Here is a 20,174-nt window from a genome sequence, read left to right as displayed (position 1 = left end):
GAGTCAAAAGGGAGCTGGTGGTGGGCATTCTCAGGGAGTTCCGCGAGTTCGCGGTCAAGGGCAGCGTGGTCGACCTGGCGGTCGGCGTGATCATCGGCGCCGCCTTCAACAAGATCGTGGATTCGCTGGTCAAGGACGTGATCATGCCGCTGGTGAGCGTGGTCACCGGCGATCTGGATTTCAGCAGCAAGTTCGTGGTGCTCGGCCGGATTCCGGAGGGCGTCCCGCGCAACCTGCCCGACCTGGTGAAGGCCGGCGTGCCGGTGTTCGCCTGGGGCAGTTTCGTGACCGTGGTGGTCAACTTCCTCATCCTGGCATTCGTGATCTTCCTGATGGTCCAGCAGATCAACCGGCTGCGGCACCGGCACGCCCAGTCGGCCGCCGCCGCATCCGCCGCGGCGCCGCCGTCCGCACCGCCGGAGGACATCGTGCTGCTGCGCGAGATCCGCGACAGCCTCAGGAAGTAGCCGGCCCGCCCGCCTGCGCCAGCTCGCGGGCGACCCGGATCGCCTGCAGCAGGCTCGACGGGTCGGCCCGGCCGGTGCCTGCCAGGTCGAAGGCGGTCCCGTGGTCGGGGCTGGTGCGCACCAGCGGCAGCCCGAGCGTCACGTTGACGCCCTGCTCCACCCCCAGGTACTTCACCGGGATCAGGCCCTGGTCGTGGTACATCGCCACCACCACGTCGAACTCGCCGGGACGGCCAGCGGTCGCGCGCGCCCGCATGAAGACGGTGTCGGGAGCATGCGGACCGTTCGCCTGGATGCCCTCGGCCCGTGCGGCTCCGATGGCCGGGGCGATCACCTCTAGCTCTTCCCGCCCGAACAGGCCGCCCTCGCCCGCGTGCGGATTCAGCCCGGCCACGCCGATGCGCGGCGGCCGCCCCAGCATGCGGCTCAGCGCCCCGTGCGTGATGCGCAGGGTCTGGAGCACCTGCTCGCGCGTGACGGCCGCGATGGCATCGCGCAAGGACACGTGGATGCTCACCAGCACCGTGCGCAACTCGTCATTGGCCAGCATCATCCGCACCGGAAGCCGCGCGATGTCCACGCCCGCATGCCGGGCAGCCTCGGCCTGGAGCAGCTCCGTGTGGCCGGGGAAGTCCACCCCGGCGGCGGCGAGCGCCTCCTTGTGGAGCGGCGCCGTGACCAGGCCCGCGATGTCGCCCCGCAGTGCTGCCTGCGCAGCCCAGACGACGGCATCGGCGGCGATCCTCCCGGCCACCGGATCGACGCGCCCCCAGGGCACTGCGGCCACGCGCTCCGGGCCGACCTGCAGCAGCGGGATGCAGCGCGGCGGCACGTGCCCGACCTCGTCGGGAGCTTCGATCATCGCGATCGGCAGCGAGGGCTGTCCAGGTCCTTGCAGCACCGCCGCCGCACGCCGCAGGTGGACCAGGTCGCCGACCACGAAACAGCCGGCCGTGACGTCCGGCGCATCGCGCCATGCCTTGGCGATGATCTCCCCGCCGATGCCCGCCGGGTCGCCCAGCGTGACGGCCAGCGGACGCAGTGCATCGGCGCTCATGCAGGGTTGTCCACGTTGATGAAGCGGTGCTCCAGCCCCAGCATGGCCGCCACGTGACCGGCGAGCGCGGGAGCGCCGTAGCGCTCCGTGGCGTGGTGGCCGCATGCGAGGAAGCTGACGCCGCACTCGCGCGCATAGTGCGCCTGCGGCTCGGAGATCTCACCGGTGAGAAAGGCCTGGACGCCGGCGCGGATGGCGTCCTCGAAGTACCCCTGCGCGCCGCCGGTGCACCAGCCGATGCGCTCGACCGGACCGGCGGCACCCTCGACCAGCGTCACCTCGCGGCCGAGCACCTGCCGCACGTGCCCGGCCAGGGCCTGCGGACTGGCGAACCCGCCCCCCTCGGAGCGTTCCCCGAGGAAGCCGAGCTCCTGCTCGCCGAAGCGGCCGGTGGTCCGCAGGCCGAGGATCCGCCCCAACTGGGCGTTGTTCCCCAGCTCGGGATGGGCATCGAGCGGCAGGTGGAAGGCGAACAGGTTGATGTCGTGCGCCAGCAGCAGCGCCAGCCGCTGCTTCATCCATCCCGTCACGCGGCCGTCCTGGCCGCGCCAGAAGAGGCCGTGGTGCACCACCAGCGTGTCGGCGCCGTCAGCGATGGCCGACTCGATGAGCGCGCGGCTGGCGGTGACGCCGGAGACGATCCGCTGCACGGTCGCGCGCCCTTCGACCTGCAGGCCGTTGGGGCCGTAATCCTTGAACCGCCCCGGCTGGAGCAGCTCGTCGAAGGCCTGGGCGAGACGCTGGCGTGGGACCATGGCGGAAGCGGTGAGCAAAGCGCGATTGTGGCCCACACCCGGGCGGCCGGCCCCCGATCTACACTCGCCCGATCCATCCGCACCTGTCCTCCATGCGCCGCTACTGGCTCCTGTTCGCCCAGACCGTCACCGTCCTCCTGGCCGCCTACTTCGTGGTCGGCACCCTCAAGCCCGAGTGGCTGCGCCGGCCCACCACGCTGACGCAGAGCACGGGCGTGTCGCTGATCGAGGCGCCCCAGCCGGCCAATTCACCGACCCCGGTCGGCAGTTTCCGCCAGGCGGCGCAGCGCGCATCCGCGGCCGTGGTGAGCATCAACACCAGCAAGGCCGCCCCGGGCCGGCCCAACGCCAACGACCCCTGGTTCCGCTTCTTCTTCGGCGAGCAGGGCGGCCAGCCGCAGGTCGGCCTGGGCAGCGGCGTGATCATCAGCCCGGATGGCTACATCCTCACCAACAACCACGTCGTCGAGGGCGCGGACGAGATCGAGGTCACCCTGAACGACAGCCGCACGGCGACCGCGAAGGTCATCGGCACGGACCCCGATTCCGACCTGGCGGTCCTGCGGATCGCACTGGAACGGCTGCCGGTGATCACGCTGGGCAACTCGGACTCGGTGCAGGTGGGCGACCAGGTACTGGCCATCGGGAACCCCTTCGGTGTCGGCCAGACGGTCACCAGCGGCATCGTCAGCGCGCTCGGGCGCAACCAGCTGGGCATCAACACCTTCGAGAACTTCATCCAGACGGATGCAGCGATCAACCCGGGCAACTCGGGCGGCGCGCTGGTCGACGTGAACGGGCAGCTGATGGGCATCAACACGGCCATCTATTCGCGCTCGGGCGGCAGCATGGGGATCGGCTTCGCCATCCCGGTGTCCACCGCCAAGCAGGTGCTCGAGGGCATCGTCAAGGAAGGCGTCGTGCGCCGCGGCTGGATCGGCGTCGAGCCGGCGGACTTGTCGCCCGACCTGATGGAGACCTTCGGCGTCAAGGCGCGCCAGGGCGTGCTCATCACCGGCGTGCTGCAGAACGGCCCGGCGGCCCAGGCAGGCATCCGGCCGGGCGACGTGATCGTGGAGGTGGCTGGCCGGCAGATCGGCAACGTGTCGGAGCTGCTGACCAACGTGGCCGCCCTCAAGCCCGGCACCCAGACGCCCTTCCGCCTGCAACGCCGCGACGAGTCGGTCCAGGTGAACGTGACGCCGGGGTTGCGGCCGAGGCCCCAGCGCCCCCAGCAGCAGCGCTGACGCGCCGCTCAGGCGTCGGTGGCGGCCGATTTCTCGGCAGGCGCGGCGGTGCGCTTGACGAACACCTGGGCCGCGACGATGCCGACCTCGTACAGCCCGCCCACGACCGCCAGCAGGATGAGCATGGAGCCCGCATCCGGGGGCGTGACCAGCGCGGTGCCGATCGCGGCCACCACCCAGAAGTAGCCGCGCCAGGCACGCAGCTGCGCCACGGTGACCACGCCCATGCGCACCAGCAGGATGACCGCCACCGGCACTTCGAAGGCCAAGCCGAAGGCGAGGAACATGCCGATGACGAAGCTGAGGTACTCCTCGATGTCCGGTGCCGCGGTGATGCTCTTGGGCGCGAAGCTCTGGATGAACTGGAACACCTGCCCGAACACGAAGTAGTAGCAGAACGCCACGCCGATGAGGAACAGCAGGGTGCTGGAGATCACCAGCGGCAGCACCAGCCGCTTCTCGTGCGAGTACAGGCCCGGCGCCACGAAGGCCCAGGCCTGGTAGAGCACGACGGGCAGCGCGATCATGAAGGCTGCCATGAACATGATCTTGAGCGGCACCACGAACGGCGAGATGACGTTGGTGGCGATCAGGGTGGCGCCCTTCGGAAGGTGCGCGACCAGCGGTGCGGCCAGGATGTCGTACAGCGCGGAAGGGCCGGGCCACAAGGCCAGTGCGGCGGCGGCGATGCCGACGGCGATGACGGCCTTGATCAGCCGGTCGCGCAGTTCGACCAGGTGGGCGACGAAGGGCTGCTCGGTGCCGGCGAGTTCGTCTTCCGATTCGGGTTGGGACATCAGTCGAATTTCTTCGGGCGGTAGCGCGCCACACGCGCCGCACCCGAGAGCGCGCGGGTGCGGATGCCGTTGCGCGCCTTGTACCACTGGGGCGTGGCGCCCTGCTTGAGGCGCCACTTCTTCTTGGGATGCTTGTACTCGGGCACGGCCGGCGGCTCGGGCAGCGGCTGCACCTCGGGAGCGGCGATCGCGTCGGACCACTGCTTCTCGAAGTCGGCAGCGCCGGTGCGCACCGAGTTCTCGACGTCGCGGGCGGCGCTTTCGACGCTCTCCTTCATCTTGCGCAGCTCGTCCAGCTCCATCGAGCGGTTCACCTCCGCCTTCACGTCATTGACGTAGCGCTGGGCCTTGCCCAGCAGGGTGCCGACGGTGCGCGCGACGCGCGGCAGCTTCTCGGGGCCGATGACGATCAATGCCACTGCCCCGATGAGCGCCATCTTGGAGATGCCGAGATCGATCACTTCGCGCAGGCTCCTGCCGCTGTCGTCACGACTTGTTGCGAGCCTCGACGTCGATGGTCGTCTTCTCGGGCTGCGCGGTGGTGCCGGTCACCTGGCTGGCCGGGGGAACGGGCGTCTCGGGGGCCGAGCCGTCCTTCATGCCTTCCTTGAAGCCCTTGACGGCACCGCCCAGATCGGAGCCGATGTTCTTGAGCTTTTTCGTGCCGAATACCAGCACGATGATCAGCAGGACGATCAGCCAGTGCCAGATGGAAAAGGAACCCATGGATTACTCCTGAATGAATGCGGTGATTTTAGTCGGCGCTGCTGTCGGGGTCGTCCAAGACCCCAGCCCGCGCGGGCTTCAGCCCTTGAGCCAGGGACGCGGGCCGCCCATCACGTGGATGTGGAGGTGGTGGACTTCCTGGCCGCCTTCGCGCCCGGTGTTGATCACCACGCGGTGGCCGCCCTCGGGATACGGATTGCAGCCTTCCTGCTCGGCCAGGCGCGGCGCCAGCGCCAGCATGCGCCCCAGCAGTGGCGCATGGGAATCGTCCACGTGCGCCAGCGACGTCACATGCCGTTTCGGAATGAGCAGGAAGTGCACCGGCGCCCAGGGATGGATGTCGTGGAAGCCGAGGATCTCGTCGTCCTCGTAGACCTTGCGCGACGGGATCTTGCCGTCGACGATCTTGCAGAAGATGCAGTCCGGGTCGTGGGTCATGGCGCTCAGCGGGGTAGCCGGCCGTCGTTGAAGCGCAGCCATCCGCGGATGCAGCGGTACAGGTACCACAGCCCCACGACGGCATGCGCCGCGACACCGGGGAAGATGAACAGCAGGTACAGCGGCGAGGTGAGCACCATCCACAGCAACGACCACCAGAACGTGGCGATCATGTAGCCGTGGTGGGCCAGGTAGAGGGGATCGTCCTCGTCGGCGCGCTTGACGTAGTTGACGATGAGGGCGATGACGGCGAGCGTGCCCAGGCTCGGCCATGCGAGCGTGTGCAACCCGTAGAGCACGTGCATCACCGTGCGGTCGCCGGGCGTCTTGGTGCCGAAGTTCGCGAAGTCGGTCTGGCTCACTCGCCCGCCCCTTCGCGCCACTGTGCCTTGCGCAGCGCCTTCTCTTCGATGCCACTGGTGCCCTCGCGGCGCTCCAGCTCGGCGATCACGTCGGACGGCGCGAGCCCGTAGTGCGCCAGCGCGATCATGCTGTGGAACCAGAGGTCGGCCACTTCGCCGACCAGCTTGCGCCGGTCGCCGCCGTGGTCGACGTCCTTGGCGGCCATCACCACTTCGGTGGCTTCCTCGCCGACCTTCTTGAGGAACGCGTCGGGACCCTTGTGCAGCAGCCGTGCGACGTAGCTGCGCTCGGGGTCGCCGCCGTTGACCTGCTTGCGGCTTTCGATGACGGACGCCAGGCGCGCCAGGGAGTCGTTGGAAGTCATGGCCTCACTTGTAGATGGTGCCGGGGTCCTTCAGGACCGGCTCGACCGTACGCCAGACGCCGCCGTCGTGAAGCTGGAAGAAACAGCTGTGACGGCCGGTGTGGCAGGCGATGGACGGGTCGTGGCCGTGCTGCGTCACCTTCAGCAGCAGCACGTCGTTGTCGCAATCGAGCCGGATCTCGTGCACCTCCTGCACGTGGCCGGACTCCTCGCCCTTGGGCCACAGGCGCTGGCGCGAACGGCTGAAATACACGGCGCGGCGGCTCTCCGCGGTGCGGCGCAGTGCCTCGCGGTCCATCCAGGCGAACATCAGCACGTCGCCGGTGGCGCGCTCCTGCGCGATCACCGGCACGAGCCCTGCCGCATCCCACTTGACCTGGTCGAGCCAATCCATGCCCTGATTGTCCCTCATCGAGGAGCCGCTTCAGGCGCCAGCGCCCCGTGCGTGCGGCGGCATGGCGCGCCGGAGGGTCAGAGCCGCACCGGAATGCCGCGCTCGGCCATGCGGGCCTTGGCCTGCCCGACCGTGTACTCGCCGTAGTGGAAGATGCTCGCGGCGAGCACCGCATCGGCGCCGCCACGCTGCACGCCGTCGGCCAGGTGCTCCAGGTTGCCGACGCCGCCGGAGGCGATCACGGGGACGTCGACCGCGTCGCTGACGGCCCGCGTCAGGTCGAGATCGAATCCCGACTTGGTGCCGTCGCGGTCCATGCTGGTCAGCAGGATCTCGCCGGCGCCGCGGCGGGCCATCTCGGACGCCCACTGGACGGCATCCAGCCCCGTGTTGCGCCGCCCGCCGTGGCTGTACACGTCCCAGCCGGGTCCGCGGGCAGCTGCCTCCTCGTCGGAGCGTCGCTTGGCATCGATCGCGACCACGATGCACTGGGCGCCGTACTTCGCCGACGACGCGCTGATCACGTCCGGATTGGCGATCGCGGCCGAGTTGAAGCTGGTCTTGTCGGCACCGGCGTTGAGCAGGCGGCGGACGTCCTCGACGGTGCGGACACCACCGCCCACGGTCAGGGGGATGAAGACCTGCGAAGCGACCGCCTCGATGATGTGCAGGATCAGGTCGCGGCCATCGCTGGTGGCCGTGATGTCCAGGAACGTGAGTTCGTCCGCGCCCTGCTCGTTGTAGCGCGCGGCGATCTCCACCGGATCCCCGGCATCGCGCAGTTCGACGAAGTTGACGCCCTTGACCACGCGGCCGCCGGTCACGTCGAGGCAGGGGATGATGCGCTTGGCGAGCATGTCGGATGTTCCGGTCAGTGGGCGCAGCGCATGGCGGCCCGCACGTGGCGGGCTCAGCCCTTGGAGAGTTCGTCGGCCTTGGTCTGGGCCTGGGCGAAGTCGAGGTCGCCCGAGTAGATGGCGCGCCCGCAGATCACGCCCTCGATGCCCTCGTCCTCGACGGCGCACAGCTTTTCGATGTCGGTGAGCGAGGACAGGCCGCCCGATGCGATGACCGGGATGTGCAGCGCCTGGGCCAGCTTGACGGTGGCCTCGATGTTGATGCCGGTCAGCATCCCGTCGCGGCCGATGTCGGTGTAGACGATCGACTCGACGCCCCAGTCCTCGAACTTGCGCGCCAGGTCCACGACCTCGTGGCCGGTCAGCTTGCTCCAGCCGTCGGTGGCGACCTTGCCGTCCTTGGCGTCCAGACCCACGATGATGTGGCCGCCGAAGGCGCTGCAGGCGTCCTTCAGGAAGCCCGGGTTCTTGACCGCCGCGGTGCCGATGATCACGTAGCGCAGCCCGCCGTCGATGTACTTCTCGATGGTGTCCAGGTCACGGATGCCGCCTCCCAGCTGCACCGGGATCTCGTCGCCCACGGCCTTGAGGATGGACTTGATCGCCGCGAAGTTCTGCGGCTTGCCCGCGAACGCGCCGTTCAGGTCCACCAGGTGCAGGCGGCGCGCGCCCTTGTCCAGCCAGGCCCGCGCCATGGCGGCGGGGTCTTCGCTGAAGACCGTGGCCTGGTCCATGTCGCCCTGCTTCAGGCGGACACAATGACCGTCCTTCAGGTCGATCGCGGGAATGAGGAGCATGGGGCGGTGGGGATGGTCACGAGGGGCGCGCAAGGCACGCGGGGATGGCGCGAGCGGCTGTCAGGGGTTCCAGCGCAGGAAGTTTCGGTAGAGGGCCAGACCGGCGTCGGCGCTTTTTTCGGGGTGGAACTGGGTCGCGAAAATATTATCGCGGGCCAGCACGGCGGTAAAGCGCCCGCCGTAATCCGCTTCCCCGGCGCTGTGGCGCGCATCCGACGGCTTGGCGTAGAAGCTGTGGACGAAGTAGAACCACTCGCCGTCGGCGAGGCCGTCCCACATCGGGTGCGGCTGCGTCTGCGCGACCCGGTTCCAGCCCATCTGCGGCACCTTGAAGCGGCTGCCATCGGGCTGCCGCCGGCCGGCGAGGTCGAAGCGCAGCACCTGGCCGCCGATCAACCCGAGACCGTCGCTCGGCCCCTCCTCGCTGCGATCCAGCAGCATCTGCATGCCCACGCACACGCCGAACAGCGGCTTGTTGGCGGCCGCCTCCAGCACTTCGGACAGCAGCCCCGAGTCGCGCAGCTCGCGCATGCAATCGGGCATGGCGCCCTGCCCTGGCAGCACGATGCGATCGGCCGCCCGGACTTCCTCGGGGCGCGAGGTGATCACGGCCTGGAATCCGCTGTCCTGGGCCGCATGGAGCACGGCCTGGGACACCGAACGCAGGTTGCCCATGCCGTAATCGACGACAGCGACGGTTTTCATGTGGATCGGAAGGGGCCGCCAGGGCCCGTCGGAAGCTAGAGGGAACCCTTGGTCGAAGGGATCGTGCCGGCGGCGCGGGGATCGAGTTCCACCGCGGCGCGCAGGGCCCGCGCGAAGGCCTTGAACACCGTCTCGCACTGGTGGTGGGCGTTCTCGCCGCGCAGGTTGTCGATGTGCAGCGTCACGAATGCGTGGTTGACGAAACCCTGGAAGAACTCGTGCGCCAGCTGCGTGTCGAAGGTGCCGATCATGCCGCTCTTGAACGGCACGTTCATGACCAGGCCCGGGCGGCCGGAGAAGTCGATCACCACGCGCGAGAGCGCCTCGTCCAAGGGAACATAGGCATGGCCGTAGCGGCGGATGCCCTTCTTGTCGCCCACGGCGCGGGCCACCGCCTGGCCCAGGGTGATGCCTACGTCCTCGACCGTGTGGTGGCCGTCGATGTGCAGATCCCCTTGCGCCTGGATGTCGAGATCGATCAGCCCGTGGCGGGCGATCTGGTCGAGCATGTGGTCGAAGAAGCCGATGCCGGTGGCCAACCGCGCCTGGCCGGTGCCGTCCAGCCCGACGCGCACCGTGATGCGGGTCTCGGCGGTGTTGCGGGTGATCTCGGCGGTGCGCTCGGTGTTCAATTGGACTCCTCCGTGCCTGGGGCGCAGTGGCTCACAGGCTGGCCTTCAGTGCAGCCAGCATCTGCACGTTCTCGTCGGCGGTCCCGACGGTCAGGCGCAGGCAGTTGGCCAGCAACGGGTGCATTCTAGAAACGTTCTTGACGAGGACCCCGCGCGCCTTCATGCCCTCGAACGCGCGCGCGGCATCGGGCACGCGCACCAGCACCATGTTCGCGTCGCTGCGCCAGGCCTTCACCGCGGGCACGGCGGCCAGCTGCTCCAGCAGCCGGGCCCGTTCGCGCCGCAGCTCGGCCGCCTGGGCCTGGAACACGTCGGCGTGCTCCAGCGCGAACAGCGCGGCTTCGCAGTTGAGCACGCTGACGTTGTACGGCGGCCGGACCTTGTCGACTTCGGCGACCAGGGCGGCGGGCCCGATGAGGTAGCCCAGCCGCACACCGGCCAGGCCGAACTTGCTCAGTGTGCGCATCAACAGCACGTGCTGGTGCCGCCCGATCCGGTCGGCGTAGCTGCGGCTGGCGAACGGCTGGTACGCCTCGTCCATGACGACCAGGCCGGGGGCGGCCTGCACGATGCGCTCGATCACCGCGTCGTCCCAGAGGTTGGCTGTCGGATTGTTCGGATACGCCAGGTAGACGATGGTCGGCTGGTGGGTGGCGATCGCGTCGAGCATGGCGCATTCGTCCAGCTCGAACTCCGGCGTCAGGTCCACCGGCACGAACTTCAGCCCCTGCAGCTGGGCACTCATGCCGTACATCACGAAGCCGGGCACCGGGGCCAGGATCGAGGCGCCGGGCACGTCGCACGCCATCGCCAGCAGCGAGATCAGCTCGTCGGAGCCGTTGCCCAGCATCAGGTCGAAGCCCTCCGGCACCTGCGCGTGCTGCCGGAGGGCCTGGCGCAACGTGTCGATGCGCTCGCCGGGGTAGCGGTTGAGCGCCACCGCCCCGAGCCGCTCGCCGAGCTCGCGCTGCAGCGCCGGCGGGAGGCGGTGCGGGTTCTCCATCGCGTCGAGCTTGACCAGCCCGGCCGAGGGTTGGACAGCGTACGCGTGCATGCCCTGCACGTCACGGCGGATCAGGCGCGCCAGGCGCTCGGGAAGCGCGTTCATCGGATCTCCTGGGTGCGCCACGCGGCGCTGCGGGCCTGCCGGGCCGCGTCGTTCATGGCTTGAGCCTCATCTCAGCGGCGCGGGCATGCGCCTGCAGGCCTTCGCCGTGCGCCAGCACGGACGCGATGCGTCCGAGCGACTGCGCACCCTGCTCGCTCACCTCGATCAGGCTGCTGCGCTTCTGGAAGTCGTACACCCCGAGCGGGCTGGAGAACCTGGCCGTGCTGCTGGTGGGCAGCACGTGGTTCGGCCCGGCGCAGTAGTCACCGAGGCTCTCGCTGGTGTAGCCGCCCAGGAAGATGGCGCCGGCATGCCGCAGCAAGGGCTCCCAGCGGTGGGGCTCCGCGCTGGCGATCTCCAGATGCTCGGGCGCGATGCGGTTGCTGATGGCGCAGGCCTCGTCCATGCCGCGGGTGTGGATCAGGGCACCTCGTCCATTCATCGACTTGGCGATGATGGCCGCGCGCGGCATCTCGGGCAGCAGGCGGTCGATTTCCTGCTGGACCCGGTCGATGTAGGCGGCGTCCGGGCACAGCAGGATGCTCTGCGCCAGCTCGTCGTGTTCGGCCTGCGAGAACAGGTCCATGGCGACCCAGTCCGGCGGCGTGGAGCCGTCGGCCAGGACGAGGATCTCGCTCGGGCCCGCGATCATGTCGATGCCGACCAGCCCGAACACGCGCCGCTTGGCGCTCGCCACGTAGGCGTTGCCGGGGCCGGTGATCTTGTCCACGCGCGGGACGGTGGCGGTGCCGTAGGCGAGCGCGCCCACGGCCTGCGCACCGCCGATCGTGAACGCACGGCTGACGCCGGCGACGTGCGCCGCCGCGAGCACCAGCGGGTTCTTCTCGCCGCGCGGCGTGGGGACGACCATGATGATCTCGCCGACGCCGGCGACCTGGGCCGGGATGGCGTTCATCAGCACGGACGAGGGGTAGGCCGCCTTGCCGCCCGGCACGTAGATGCCGACCCGGTCGAGCGGCGTGACCTTCTGCCCGAGCAGCGTGCCGTCGGCGTCGCGGTAGGTCCAGCTCTCGCCGCTCGCGCGCTTTTGCGCCTCGTGGTAGCTGCGCACCCGCGCCGCGGCGGTCTCCAGGGCCTCGCGCTGGGCCGCCGGGAGCGCCTCGAACGCCGACTTCAGCTCGGCCGGCGACAGCTCCAGCGCGGCCATCCCCGGTGCGTCCAGGCCGTCGAACCGGCGCGTGGCATCGAGCACCGCCTGGTCGCCCCGGGTGCGCACGTCGGCCAGGATGTCGGTGACGGCCCGCTCGACCTGCGCATCGGTGTCCGCCGACCAGTGCAGGCGCGCCTGGAACGCGGCATCGAAGCCGGCATCGACGGTGGACAGGCGCAGTGGGCGGGCTTGGAGCGTCATGGCTGGTGGGCGGCGGTGGCGCGGGCGAAGGCGTCGATCAGGCGCCGCATCGGCGCCTGCTTGAGCTTGAGGGCGGCCTGGTTCACCACCAGGCGCGAGCTGATGTCCATGATCCGCTCGACCTCGACCAGCTGGTTGGCCTTGAGCGTGTTGCCCGTGGACACCAGGTCGACGATGGCGTCGGCCAGGCCGGTGAGCGGCGCCAGCTCCATGCTGCCGTACAGCTTGATCAGGTCGACGTGCACGCCCTTGGCCGCGAAGAACTCACGGGCGATGGCGACGTACTTGGTGGCCACCCGCAGCCGCGACCCCTGGCGCACCGCGCTGGCGTAGTCGAAATCGGAGCGCACCGCGACGCTCACGCGGCACTTGGCGATCTGCAGGTCCAGGGGCTGGTACAGCCCCTGGTTGCCGTGCTCGATGAGCGTGTCCAGGCCGGTCACGCCCAGGTCGGCGCCGCCGTACTGCACGTAGGTCGGCACGTCGGTGGCGCGGACCAGCACGACCCGCACCTCCGGGTGGTTGGTGGCCAGGATCAGCTTGCGCGACTTCTCGGGATCCTCCAGCACCTCGACGCCCGCGGCGCGCAGCAGCGGCAGCGTCTCGTCGAAGATGCGGCCCTTGGACAGGGCGAGCGTGATCATCGGGCACGCCCCTGCGACCGGCCTGCTCCGCACGAGCGGCGCGCGTTCATGCCGAGAGCCTCTCGATGTCGGCCCCGATGCCACGCAGCTTGGCCTCCATCTGGTCGTAGCCCCGGTCCAGGTGGTAGATGCGGTCGACCAGCGTCTCGCCGTCCGCCACCAGCCCGGCGATGACGAGGCTGGCCGAGGCACGCAGGTCGGTGGCCATCACGGTGGCCCCGGACAGCTTCTCGACGCCTTCGATCATCGCGACCTTGCCGTCCACCTGGATGCGCGCGCCCAGCCGCGAGAGCTCGTTCACGTGCATGAAGCGGTTCTCGAAAATGGTTTCGGTCACGTGCGACGCCCCTTCGGACACCACGTTCATTGCCATGAACTGGGCTTGCATGTCGGTCGGAAAGCCCGGGTACTCGGTGGTGCGGAAGTTCTGGGCCTTGAGGCGGCCGTCCGCGCGCACGCGGATGCCGCCCTCCACGGCGTCCACCGTCGCCCCCGCCTGCCGCAGCTTCTCGACCACGGCCTCGAGGTGATCGACGCGGCCGTGGCGCAGCACCACGTCACCGCCGGCGGCCGCGACGGCGCACAGGAAGGTGCCGGCCTCGATGCGGTCGGCCACCACCTGGTGGGTGCAGCCGGACAGCCGCGTCACGCCCTGGATGCGGATGCGGCTCGTCCCATGGCCCTCGATGCGCGCGCCCATGCGGATCAGCATCTCCGCCAGGTCGCTGATCTCCGGCTCCTGCGCGGCGTTTTCCAGCACGGTCTCGCCATCGGCCAGCGCGGCGGCCATCAGGAAGTTCTCGGTGCCGGTCACCGTGACCATGTCGGTGGTGATGCTGGCGCCGCGCAGCCGCGCCTGTCCCTTGGGCAGCTTGGCGATGATGTAGCCATGCTCGACGACGATCTCGGCGCCCATCTGCTGCAGGCCCTTGATGTGCTGGTCGACCGGCCGCGACCCGATGGCGCAACCGCCGGGCAGCGAGACGGTCGCCTCGCCAAAGCGCGCCAGCAGCGGGCCGAGCGCCAGCACCGACGCGCGCATCGTCTTCACGAGCTCGTAGGGCGCCTCGGGCGAGCTCAGCTGGCTGGCGTCGATGCGGACGCTGCCGTCCTCGGCACGCTCGGCCGACACGCCCATGTTGCGGATCAGCTTCAGCATGGTGGCGACGTCCTGCAGCCGCGGCACGTTCTGCAGCGTGACGGGCTCGGCCGTGAGAAGCGCCGCGCACAGCTCCGGCAGCGCGGCGTTCTTGGCGCCGGAAATGCGAACCTCGCCCTGGAGCCGGCGGCCCCCGCGAATCAGTAGCTTGTCCATGTCAGGATGATTGGTGGCGGGCCGTGGCCCATTCGCCGGGGGTGTACGTCTTCATGGAGAGCGCGTGCACCTCGTCGGTCTGCATTCTCGCACCCAGGGTGGCGTACACCCGCTGGTGCCGCTGGATCGGCCGCTTGCCCTCGAACTCGGTCGACACGACGACGGCCGACCAGTGGCGGCCGTCCCCGTCGACCTGCAGGTGCTCGCACGGCAGACCGGCGGCGATGATGGAGCGCAGTTCTTCGGCAGTCATGGGCGGATGGCCCTCCGGCGAGCCGCCCGGGAGCACAGCAACTCCCCCGTGGGGCGGCGATGAATGGCGCAGTTGACCCTGGGCGTCATGGTGTCAGCCGCGGATCTTGTAGCCGATGCGCAGCAGGTGCACGGCGATGGCGCTGACCGCCAGCATGGCGCCGCCGACGATCGCCAGGCTCAGCCAGGGCGAGACGTCGCTCACCCCGAAGAACCCGTAGCGGAAGCCGTCGATCATGTAGAAGAACGGATTGAGGTGGCTCACGCGCTGCCAGAACGCCGGCAGGGAATGGATGGAATAGAACACGCCCGACAGGAAGGTCATGGGCATGATGACGAAGTTCTGGAACGCCGCCATCTGGTCGAACTTCTCGGCCCACAGGCCGGCGATCACGCCCAGGGCGCCCAGCATCGCGGCCCCCAGCACGGCGAACACCAGGATCCAGAGCGGAGCCACGAAGCCGGGCAGCGCGAAGAACGAGGTGACGACGAACACGCCCAGGCCGACCGCCAGGCCGCGGGCCACCGAGGAGCCCACGTAGGCGACGAACCAGCTCCAGTGCGACAGGGGCGTGAGCAGCACGAAGACCAGGTTGCCCATGATCTTGCTCTGGATCAGCGATGACGAGCTGTTGGCGAACGCGTTCTGCAGCACGCTCATCATCACGAGTCCCGGCACCAGGAAGGCCGTGTAGTCGATCCGGTCGTAGACCTTCACGTGGTCCTGCAGCACGTGGCCGAAGATCAGCAGGTACAGCATCGCCGTGAGCACCGGCGCCGCGACGGTCTGGAAGCTCACTTTCCAGAACCGCAGGACCTCCTTGTACAGGAGCGTGCGCCAGCCGCCCGCGACGGTTGCCACCGGCAGCGGACGTGGAACGGCCGTGGCCACGGCTTCGGTCGGACGCGTGGCACTCATGCGGTCACCCGTTGCTGGTACTCGGCCGACATCACATCGAGGAACACGTCCTCCAGGTCAGGCTTGCGGATCTCGACGTCGTCGACACGCAGCCCGGCTTCGCGGACGGCGGCCAGGTAGTGCTCGATCTCGAGGGCGTCGTGCGCCGGGAGCTGGACGATCCGGCCGGTCACGCGGGCCTTGGCGGCCAGGTGGGCCGGCAGCGCGCTGTCGACCTTGAAACGCAGCACGTTGCTGGAGGACGCCTTGAGCAGGTCACTGGTGCGCTCCAGCGCCACGACCCGGCCCGTCTTGAGCATGGCGATGCGCCCGCACAGTGCCTCGGCCTCCTCCAGATAGTGAGTGGTGAGCAGCACGGTATGGCCCTCGCGGTTGAGACGGGCGATGAACTGCCACAGTGTCTGGCGCAGCTCGACGTCGACGCCCGCGGTCGGCTCGTCCAGCACGATGACCGGCGGCTTGTGCACCAGCGCCTGGGCCACCAGCACCCGCCGCTTCATGCCGCCCGAGAGCTGGCGCATGTTCGCGTTCGCCTTGTCCGCCAGCCCCAGGCTGTCCAGCAGCTCGGCGATCCAGGCCTCGTTGTGGCGCACGCCGAAGTAGCCCGACTGGATGCGCAGTGCCTCGCGCACCGTGAAGAACGGGTCGAACACCAGCTCCTGCGGCACGACGCCCAGCTGCCGACGGGCCTGGGCGTAGTCGACCTGCACGTCATGGCCGTGCACCGACACGCGGCCCGCGGTCGGCCGCGACAGGCCGGCCAGGATGCTGATCAGGGTGGTCTTGCCGGCGCCGTTCGGCCCGAGGAGGCCGAAGAACTCGCCTTCCTCGATGTCGAAGCTCACGCCATCGAGGGCATTGAGACTGCCGCGCGGCGACCGGTAGGTCTTGCTGACGGATTGGAAGGAGATCGCGGGCATAGGGGAACCCGCGATTTTATTCCGGGCGGCGCCACCGGCCCGGACGAGGGCCGCAAGGCCCCAGGGACAGCTTCAGGAAGCGGGCGCGAGCAGCTCGGACACCCCGTACACCGCGGCCAGTTCGCGCAGGCGCGGCGGCATGTTGGCCACGGCGAAGGTCTTGCCGTTGGCCATCGCCTCGCGCCGGCATTCCAGCAGCACGGCCAGCGCGGAGGAGTCGAACTGCTGCAGCGGCGACGCATCGGCGACCGCCTCGCGCGCCGGCTGCGAGCGCAGTGCCTGCGCCAGCATGCGGGCGCAGGCCGGCGCTTGGGCGTGGGTGAGCTGGGCCGGCAGGACGAGCATGGGCGCCGTCAGCCCTTCTTGCCGCCGGCGGCGTTGCTGCGATTGCGCTCGGAGAGCGACGCGATCAGGCCGTCCACGCCCTTGGCATTGATCTCCTGGGCGAACTGGCTGCGGTAGGTCTCGACCAGCCACACGCCGAGCACGTTCAGGTTGTAGATCTTCCAGCCGGCGCCCTCCCCCGGCGTGCGCTCCAGGCGGTAGTCGAGCTGGATCGGATCGCCGCGACCGCGGATCTCGGTGCGCACCACGACTTCCTTGTCCTCGGGGCCGGCGCGCAGCGGCTTGATGCTGATGGTCTGGTCGTCCACCTGCGAGAGTGCGCCGGAATAGGTGCGCACCAGCAGGATCTTGAACTCGTCCTGCAGCTTCTTGCGCTGCTCCGGCGTGGCCTGGCGCCAGGCCGGGCCGACGGCTGCCGCCGTCATGCGCTGGAAGTTGACGTTCGGCATGATCCGGGTGTCGACCAGCGCCATGATCTTGTCCAGATCGCCCTGCTTGATCGAACGGTCGGACTTGATGGCGCCCAGCGTCTCGTCGGACAGGCGCTTGATCAGCGCGTCGGGCGCCTCGTCGGCCGCCCAGGCGAGGGTGGGCAGCCCGGCGCTCAACATGCTGGCGGCGAGCGCGACAACGGCCAGATGGCCCAGGGTACGTCTTTTCATTCCTTGTCCTTTCCAGGAGCGGCATTCCCGCTCTGCTTGTCGTTGGAACGGGCCACAGTGACCGGGTTCCGGCCCTGCACGACCGCTTGCAACAGGATGCAAACTCTACCGCGCCGGCGCGACGCTCGTTGTAGGCGTGGAGGCGTCGGCGGTGGCAGCCACGGGCTCCTGATCGCCGCTGCTGTCGTCCTCCGCGCCGTCCTCCTGGGTCGACCGCTCGAGGATCTCGGCCCGGCGGCGCTGCAGGTAGGAATCGCGGATGAAGCTGTACTTGTCGAGTGCCGCGCCTTCCAGCACGTCGCTGGCACGCAGCAGGTTGGAGCGCACGTCCACGATGCGCAGCCCGTACAGCACGTCGCGCGTGCCTTCCGGCCCCACGTGGTAGAGCAGGTCGCCGTTCCAGTCCACCGGAAGCGCCGCGGTGTCGCGCACCGTCGAGGGCCCGAGCAGCGGCAGCACGAGGTACGGCCCTGCAGGCACGCCCCAGCGCCCGAGCGTCTGCCCGAAGTCTTCGCGGTGGCGGTCGATGTTCATCTCGCTGGCGATGTCGAGCACGCCGGCGAAGCCGAACACCGTGTTGAACGAGAAACGCATCCAGTTCTCGGCCGCGTACTGCAGCTTGAACTGCAGCAGGCTGTTGACGGCCGACCAGGCGTCGCCGATGTTGCCGAAGAAATTGGAAACGCCGGTGCGCGCGAGCGCCGGGACCTTCTCGCGGTAGAAGGTGGCGCTGGGCTTGAGGACGACCGCGTCCACGTTCTCGTTGAAGATGCTGACCTGCCGGTTCACCGGCTCGAACGGGTCGCGCGGATTCGCGTTGGGGCCGCTCGCGCAGCCGCCCAGCAGCAGCAGGGCGGCGCCCAGCAACGCCAGCAGCGGCCGGCGTGCCTGCAGGGACACGGGATGGATTCTCATTTCTTCGCCGGGCCCGGTGCAGGGCTGCTGTTGGTGTTGCTGTTGCCGTCGGCGGCCTTGCTGTAGAGGAACTGGCCGATCAGGTTTTCGAGCACGACCGCCGACTGGGTGGTGGTGATCGTGTCCCCCTGCGCCAGGTTCTTCTCGTCGGCACCGGCTTCGACGCCGATGTACTGCTCGCCCAGCAGGCCGCTGGTCAGGATCTTGAGCGAACTGTCCTTGGGGAACTGGTAGCGGCTCTCCATCGCGATGGTGACGCTGGCCTGGAACGACTTGTCGTCGAAGGTGATCGCGTCGACCCGGCCCACCACGACGCCGGCGCTCTTGACGGCCGCCTTGGGCTTGAGCCCGCCGATGTTGTCGAAGCGGGCGGTGAGCCGGTACGTCGGCTGGAAGCTCAGGCTGAGCAGGTTGGCCGACTGCAGGGCGAGGAAGAGCAGCGCCGCCGCGCCGATCAACACGAAGAGGCCCACCCACACGTCGTTCTTGGTTCGTTCCATCGTTGGTTCCTAGATGCTGAACATCATCGCGGTCAGCACGAAATCGAGCCCGAGCACGGCCAGCGATCCCATGACCACGGTACGGGTCGTGGCCCGGGACACGCCTTCGGGGGTCGGGTGGGCGGTGTAGCCCTCAAGCACGGCGATGAAGGTGACCGTCAGGCCGAAGACCAGGCTCTTGAGCACGCCGTTGCCCACGTCGCGCCAGACGTCAACGCCACCCTGCATCTGGCTCCAGAAGGCGCCAGGATCCACCCCGATCAGCAGCACGCCGACCACCCAGCCGCCGATGATGCCGACCGCGCTGAACACGGCGGCCAGCAGCGGCATGGCAATGACCCCGGCCCAGAAACGCGGCGCGAGGATCCGCCGAACCGGATCGACGGCCATCATTTCCATGGCGGACAGCTGCTCGCCGGCCTTCATCAGGCCGATCTCGGCGGTGAGCGACGTGCCGGCCCGGCCGGCGAACAGCAGCGCGGTGACCACCGGCCCGAGCTCTCGCACCAGCGAGAGCGCGACCAGCAGGCCGAGCGCCTCCGACGAACCGTAGCGCTGCAGCGTGTAGTAGCCCTGCAGCCCCAGCACGAAGCCGACGAACAGCCCCGAGACGGTGATGATGGCCAGGGAGTAGTTGCCCAGGAAGTGGATCTGGTCGCGCACCAGGCCGAACCGCCGCAGGCAGGTGCCGGCCAGCGCGAGCAGGCGCACGAACAACCGGGCGCCCAGGCCCAGGTCGGCCAGCAGGCCGCGGGTGGCGTAACCGACATCGGCGGGCTTGTACCAGCTCATCGCGAGAGGCCTCCGCCGAAATCCTGCGCCACCGTCGGCCCGGGATAGTGGAAGTGCACCGGCCCCTCGGGCCGGGCGTGGACGAACTGCTCGACCAGCGGGTCGGTGGAGGCCCGCACCTGCGCCGGCGTGCCCTGGGCCGCGATGCGCCCATTGGCCAGCACGATCACCTGGTCGGCGATGCGGAATGTCTCTTCCAGGTCGTGCGAGACGACGATGCTGGTGATGCCCAGGGTGTCGTTGAGCTGCCGGATCAGCTGTGCGGCGGTGCCGAGCGAAATCGGGTCGAGCCCGGCAAAGGGCTCGTCGTACATCACGAGCTCGGGGTCCAGGGCGATGGCGCGCGCCAGCGCCACCCGGCGCGCCATGCCGCCGGACACCTCGCTGGGCATCAGGTCGCGGGCGCCGCGCAGCCCCACGGCGTTCAGCTTCATCAGGACGATGTCGCGCACCAGCGCCTCGGGCAGCGCCGTGTGCTCGCGCAGCGGAAAGGCGACGTTGTCGAACACCGACATGTCGGTGAACAGCGCGCCGAACTGGAACAACATGCCCATGCGGCGCCGCACGGCATACAAGCCGCGCGCATCGAGGTCTCCGACCTCCTGCCCGTCGAACGTGAGGCTGCCCTGCTGGGGCCGGACCTGGCCGCCGATCAGTCGCAGCACCGTGGTCTTGCCGCCGCCCGAGGCCCCCATCAGGGCCGTGACCTTGCCGCGCGGGACGGTGAAGCTCACGCCGTCCAGGATGCGGCGAGCGCCATAGCCGAAGCTGAGGTCGCGGCATTCGACCAGTGCGCTGTCGTCCGGATGGGGCATGCGGTGCGGGCAGCTG

Annotated in this window: 28 protein-coding genes; 2 read left to right on the top strand and 26 right to left on the bottom strand. The window is 69.3% G+C overall.

Annotated elements, in window-relative coordinates; genetic code table 11:
- The first annotated feature begins 20 nt into the window (after positions 1 to 20).
- Positions 21 to 467, top strand: a complete 447-nt coding sequence (gene mscL, locus VFE82_RS16795) for a large conductance mechanosensitive channel protein MscL (RefSeq protein WP_325001459.1) — start codon at positions 21 to 23, stop codon at positions 465 to 467.
- Here the strand turns inward: mscL and pdxA are convergent.
- Together pdxA and VFE82_RS16785 are read right to left on the bottom strand one after the other, a co-directional pair.
- Entirely contained in the window at positions 457 to 1,524 is a 1,068-nt protein-coding gene (gene pdxA, locus VFE82_RS16790) for a 4-hydroxythreonine-4-phosphate dehydrogenase PdxA (protein WP_325001458.1), read from the bottom strand. The genes mscL and pdxA overlap by 11 nt on opposite strands.
- On the bottom strand, positions 1,521 to 2,279 hold the full coding sequence (locus tag VFE82_RS16785; protein WP_325001511.1) for a Nif3-like dinuclear metal center hexameric protein: 759 nt from the start codon (positions 2,277 to 2,279) through the stop codon (positions 1,521 to 1,523). Before VFE82_RS16785 ends, pdxA begins: the two co-directional genes overlap by 4 nt.
- A 92-nt stretch (positions 2,280 to 2,371) precedes the next feature.
- Here VFE82_RS16785 and VFE82_RS16780 point away from each other — a divergent pair, with 92 nt between their 5' ends.
- On the top strand, positions 2,372 to 3,526 hold the full coding sequence (locus VFE82_RS16780) for a S1C family serine protease (protein WP_325001457.1): 1,155 nt from the start codon (positions 2,372 to 2,374) through the stop codon (positions 3,524 to 3,526).
- Positions 3,527 to 3,534: 8 nt separating this feature from the next.
- On the opposite strand, the gene tatC is transcribed toward VFE82_RS16780, so the two are convergent.
- The 24 genes from tatC to VFE82_RS16660 form a co-directional block, all read right to left on the bottom strand.
- The gene (gene tatC, locus VFE82_RS16775; protein WP_325001456.1) at positions 3,535 to 4,323 is read right to left on the bottom strand and encodes a twin-arginine translocase subunit TatC; all 789 of its coding nucleotides are present in this window, start codon (positions 4,321 to 4,323) and stop codon (positions 3,535 to 3,537) included.
- A complete protein-coding gene (gene tatB, locus VFE82_RS16770) occupies positions 4,323 to 4,784 on the bottom strand; it encodes a Sec-independent protein translocase protein TatB (protein ID WP_325001455.1) in 462 nt (153 codons plus the stop codon). The genes tatC and tatB overlap by 1 nt, the downstream gene beginning before the upstream one ends.
- Positions 4,785 to 4,809: 25 nt before the next feature.
- Positions 4,810 to 5,049 (bottom strand): Sec-independent protein translocase subunit TatA, encoded by a 240-nt coding sequence (gene tatA / locus VFE82_RS16765; protein WP_325001454.1) that lies wholly within the window; start codon positions 5,047 to 5,049, stop codon positions 4,810 to 4,812.
- Positions 5,050 to 5,127: 78 nt separating this feature from the next.
- Complete coding sequence (locus tag VFE82_RS16760; protein WP_325001453.1) at positions 5,128 to 5,487, bottom strand: histidine triad nucleotide-binding protein; 360 nt, start codon at positions 5,485 to 5,487, stop codon at positions 5,128 to 5,130.
- A 5-nt stretch (positions 5,488 to 5,492) separates the two neighbouring features.
- Positions 5,493 to 5,849, bottom strand: a complete 357-nt coding sequence (locus VFE82_RS16755; protein ID WP_325001452.1) for a hypothetical protein — start codon at positions 5,847 to 5,849, stop codon at positions 5,493 to 5,495.
- Entirely contained in the window at positions 5,846 to 6,214 is a 369-nt protein-coding gene (locus tag VFE82_RS16750) for a phosphoribosyl-ATP diphosphatase (protein WP_325001451.1), read from the bottom strand. The genes VFE82_RS16755 and VFE82_RS16750 overlap by 4 nt, the downstream gene beginning before the upstream one ends.
- A 4-nt stretch (positions 6,215 to 6,218) precedes the next feature.
- On the bottom strand, positions 6,219 to 6,608 hold the full coding sequence (gene hisI / locus VFE82_RS16745) for a phosphoribosyl-AMP cyclohydrolase (protein ID WP_325001450.1): 390 nt from the start codon (positions 6,606 to 6,608) through the stop codon (positions 6,219 to 6,221).
- A 77-nt stretch (positions 6,609 to 6,685) separates the two neighbouring features.
- Positions 6,686 to 7,465 carry an imidazole glycerol phosphate synthase subunit HisF gene (gene hisF / locus VFE82_RS16740; RefSeq protein WP_325001449.1) on the bottom strand — a complete coding sequence of 260 codons (780 nt, stop codon included), beginning with the start codon at positions 7,463 to 7,465 and terminating at the stop codon, positions 6,686 to 6,688.
- 53 nt (positions 7,466 to 7,518) lie between these two features.
- Positions 7,519 to 8,262 carry a 1-(5-phosphoribosyl)-5-[(5-phosphoribosylamino)methylideneamino]imidazole-4-carboxamide isomerase gene (gene hisA / locus VFE82_RS16735; protein ID WP_325001448.1) on the bottom strand — a complete coding sequence of 248 codons (744 nt, stop codon included), beginning with the start codon at positions 8,260 to 8,262 and terminating at the stop codon, positions 7,519 to 7,521.
- A 60-nt stretch (positions 8,263 to 8,322) separates the two neighbouring features.
- Entirely contained in the window at positions 8,323 to 8,967 is a 645-nt protein-coding gene (gene hisH, locus VFE82_RS16730) for an imidazole glycerol phosphate synthase subunit HisH (RefSeq protein WP_325001447.1), read from the bottom strand.
- 35 nt (positions 8,968 to 9,002) lie between these two features.
- On the bottom strand, positions 9,003 to 9,599 hold the full coding sequence (gene hisB, locus VFE82_RS16725; RefSeq protein ID WP_325001446.1) for an imidazoleglycerol-phosphate dehydratase HisB: 597 nt from the start codon (positions 9,597 to 9,599) through the stop codon (positions 9,003 to 9,005).
- A 31-nt stretch (positions 9,600 to 9,630) separates the two neighbouring features.
- Positions 9,631 to 10,707 carry a histidinol-phosphate transaminase gene (gene hisC, locus VFE82_RS16720; RefSeq protein ID WP_325001445.1) on the bottom strand — a complete coding sequence of 359 codons (1,077 nt, stop codon included), beginning with the start codon at positions 10,705 to 10,707 and terminating at the stop codon, positions 9,631 to 9,633.
- 52 nt (positions 10,708 to 10,759) lie between these two features.
- Entirely contained in the window at positions 10,760 to 12,079 is a 1,320-nt protein-coding gene (gene hisD, locus VFE82_RS16715; protein ID WP_325001444.1) for a histidinol dehydrogenase, read from the bottom strand.
- Positions 12,076 to 12,723, bottom strand: a complete 648-nt coding sequence (hisG, locus tag VFE82_RS16710) for an ATP phosphoribosyltransferase (protein ID WP_325001443.1) — start codon at positions 12,721 to 12,723, stop codon at positions 12,076 to 12,078. Before hisG ends, hisD begins: the two co-directional genes overlap by 4 nt.
- Before the next feature lie 46 nt (positions 12,724 to 12,769).
- The gene (murA, locus tag VFE82_RS16705; RefSeq protein ID WP_325001442.1) at positions 12,770 to 14,038 is read right to left on the bottom strand and encodes a UDP-N-acetylglucosamine 1-carboxyvinyltransferase; all 1,269 of its coding nucleotides are present in this window, start codon (positions 14,036 to 14,038) and stop codon (positions 12,770 to 12,772) included.
- A 1-nt stretch (position 14,039) separates the two neighbouring features.
- A complete protein-coding gene (locus VFE82_RS16700; protein WP_325001441.1) occupies positions 14,040 to 14,291 on the bottom strand; it encodes a BolA family protein in 252 nt (83 codons plus the stop codon).
- Between the two features lie 93 nt (positions 14,292 to 14,384).
- Positions 14,385 to 15,209: an ABC transporter permease gene (locus VFE82_RS16695; RefSeq protein WP_325001440.1), complete on the bottom strand. Its 825-nt coding sequence runs from the start codon at positions 15,207 to 15,209 to the stop codon at positions 14,385 to 14,387.
- Positions 15,206 to 16,129: an ABC transporter ATP-binding protein gene (locus VFE82_RS16690; RefSeq protein ID WP_325001439.1), complete on the bottom strand. Its 924-nt coding sequence runs from the start codon at positions 16,127 to 16,129 to the stop codon at positions 15,206 to 15,208. Before VFE82_RS16690 ends, VFE82_RS16695 begins: the two co-directional genes overlap by 4 nt.
- Before the next feature lie 72 nt (positions 16,130 to 16,201).
- Positions 16,202 to 16,474 carry an STAS domain-containing protein gene (locus VFE82_RS16685; protein WP_325001438.1) on the bottom strand — a complete coding sequence of 91 codons (273 nt, stop codon included), beginning with the start codon at positions 16,472 to 16,474 and terminating at the stop codon, positions 16,202 to 16,204.
- Between the two features lie 8 nt (positions 16,475 to 16,482).
- Positions 16,483 to 17,136, bottom strand: a complete 654-nt coding sequence (locus tag VFE82_RS16680; protein ID WP_325001437.1) for an ABC transporter substrate-binding protein — start codon at positions 17,134 to 17,136, stop codon at positions 16,483 to 16,485.
- Between the two features lie 105 nt (positions 17,137 to 17,241).
- Entirely contained in the window at positions 17,242 to 18,051 is an 810-nt protein-coding gene (locus tag VFE82_RS16675) for an MlaA family lipoprotein (protein ID WP_414708772.1), read from the bottom strand.
- On the bottom strand, positions 18,048 to 18,551 hold the full coding sequence (gene mlaD / locus VFE82_RS16670) for an outer membrane lipid asymmetry maintenance protein MlaD (protein ID WP_325001435.1): 504 nt from the start codon (positions 18,549 to 18,551) through the stop codon (positions 18,048 to 18,050). The genes VFE82_RS16675 and mlaD overlap by 4 nt, the downstream gene beginning before the upstream one ends.
- 9 nt (positions 18,552 to 18,560) lie before the next feature.
- Entirely contained in the window at positions 18,561 to 19,343 is a 783-nt protein-coding gene (gene mlaE, locus VFE82_RS16665) for a lipid asymmetry maintenance ABC transporter permease subunit MlaE (protein WP_325001434.1), read from the bottom strand.
- Entirely contained in the window at positions 19,340 to 20,158 is an 819-nt protein-coding gene (locus VFE82_RS16660; RefSeq protein WP_325001433.1) for an ABC transporter ATP-binding protein, read from the bottom strand. The genes mlaE and VFE82_RS16660 overlap by 4 nt, the downstream gene beginning before the upstream one ends.
- Between the last annotated feature and the right edge of the window lie 16 nt (positions 20,159 to 20,174).

Source organism: Ramlibacter sp. (genome assembly GCF_035655895.1).
Taxonomy (GTDB): Bacteria; Pseudomonadota; Gammaproteobacteria; order Burkholderiales; family Burkholderiaceae_C; genus Ramlibacter.
Note: the sequence above shows the minus strand (reverse complement) of the source record. Positions and strands in the feature narration are given on the sequence as shown.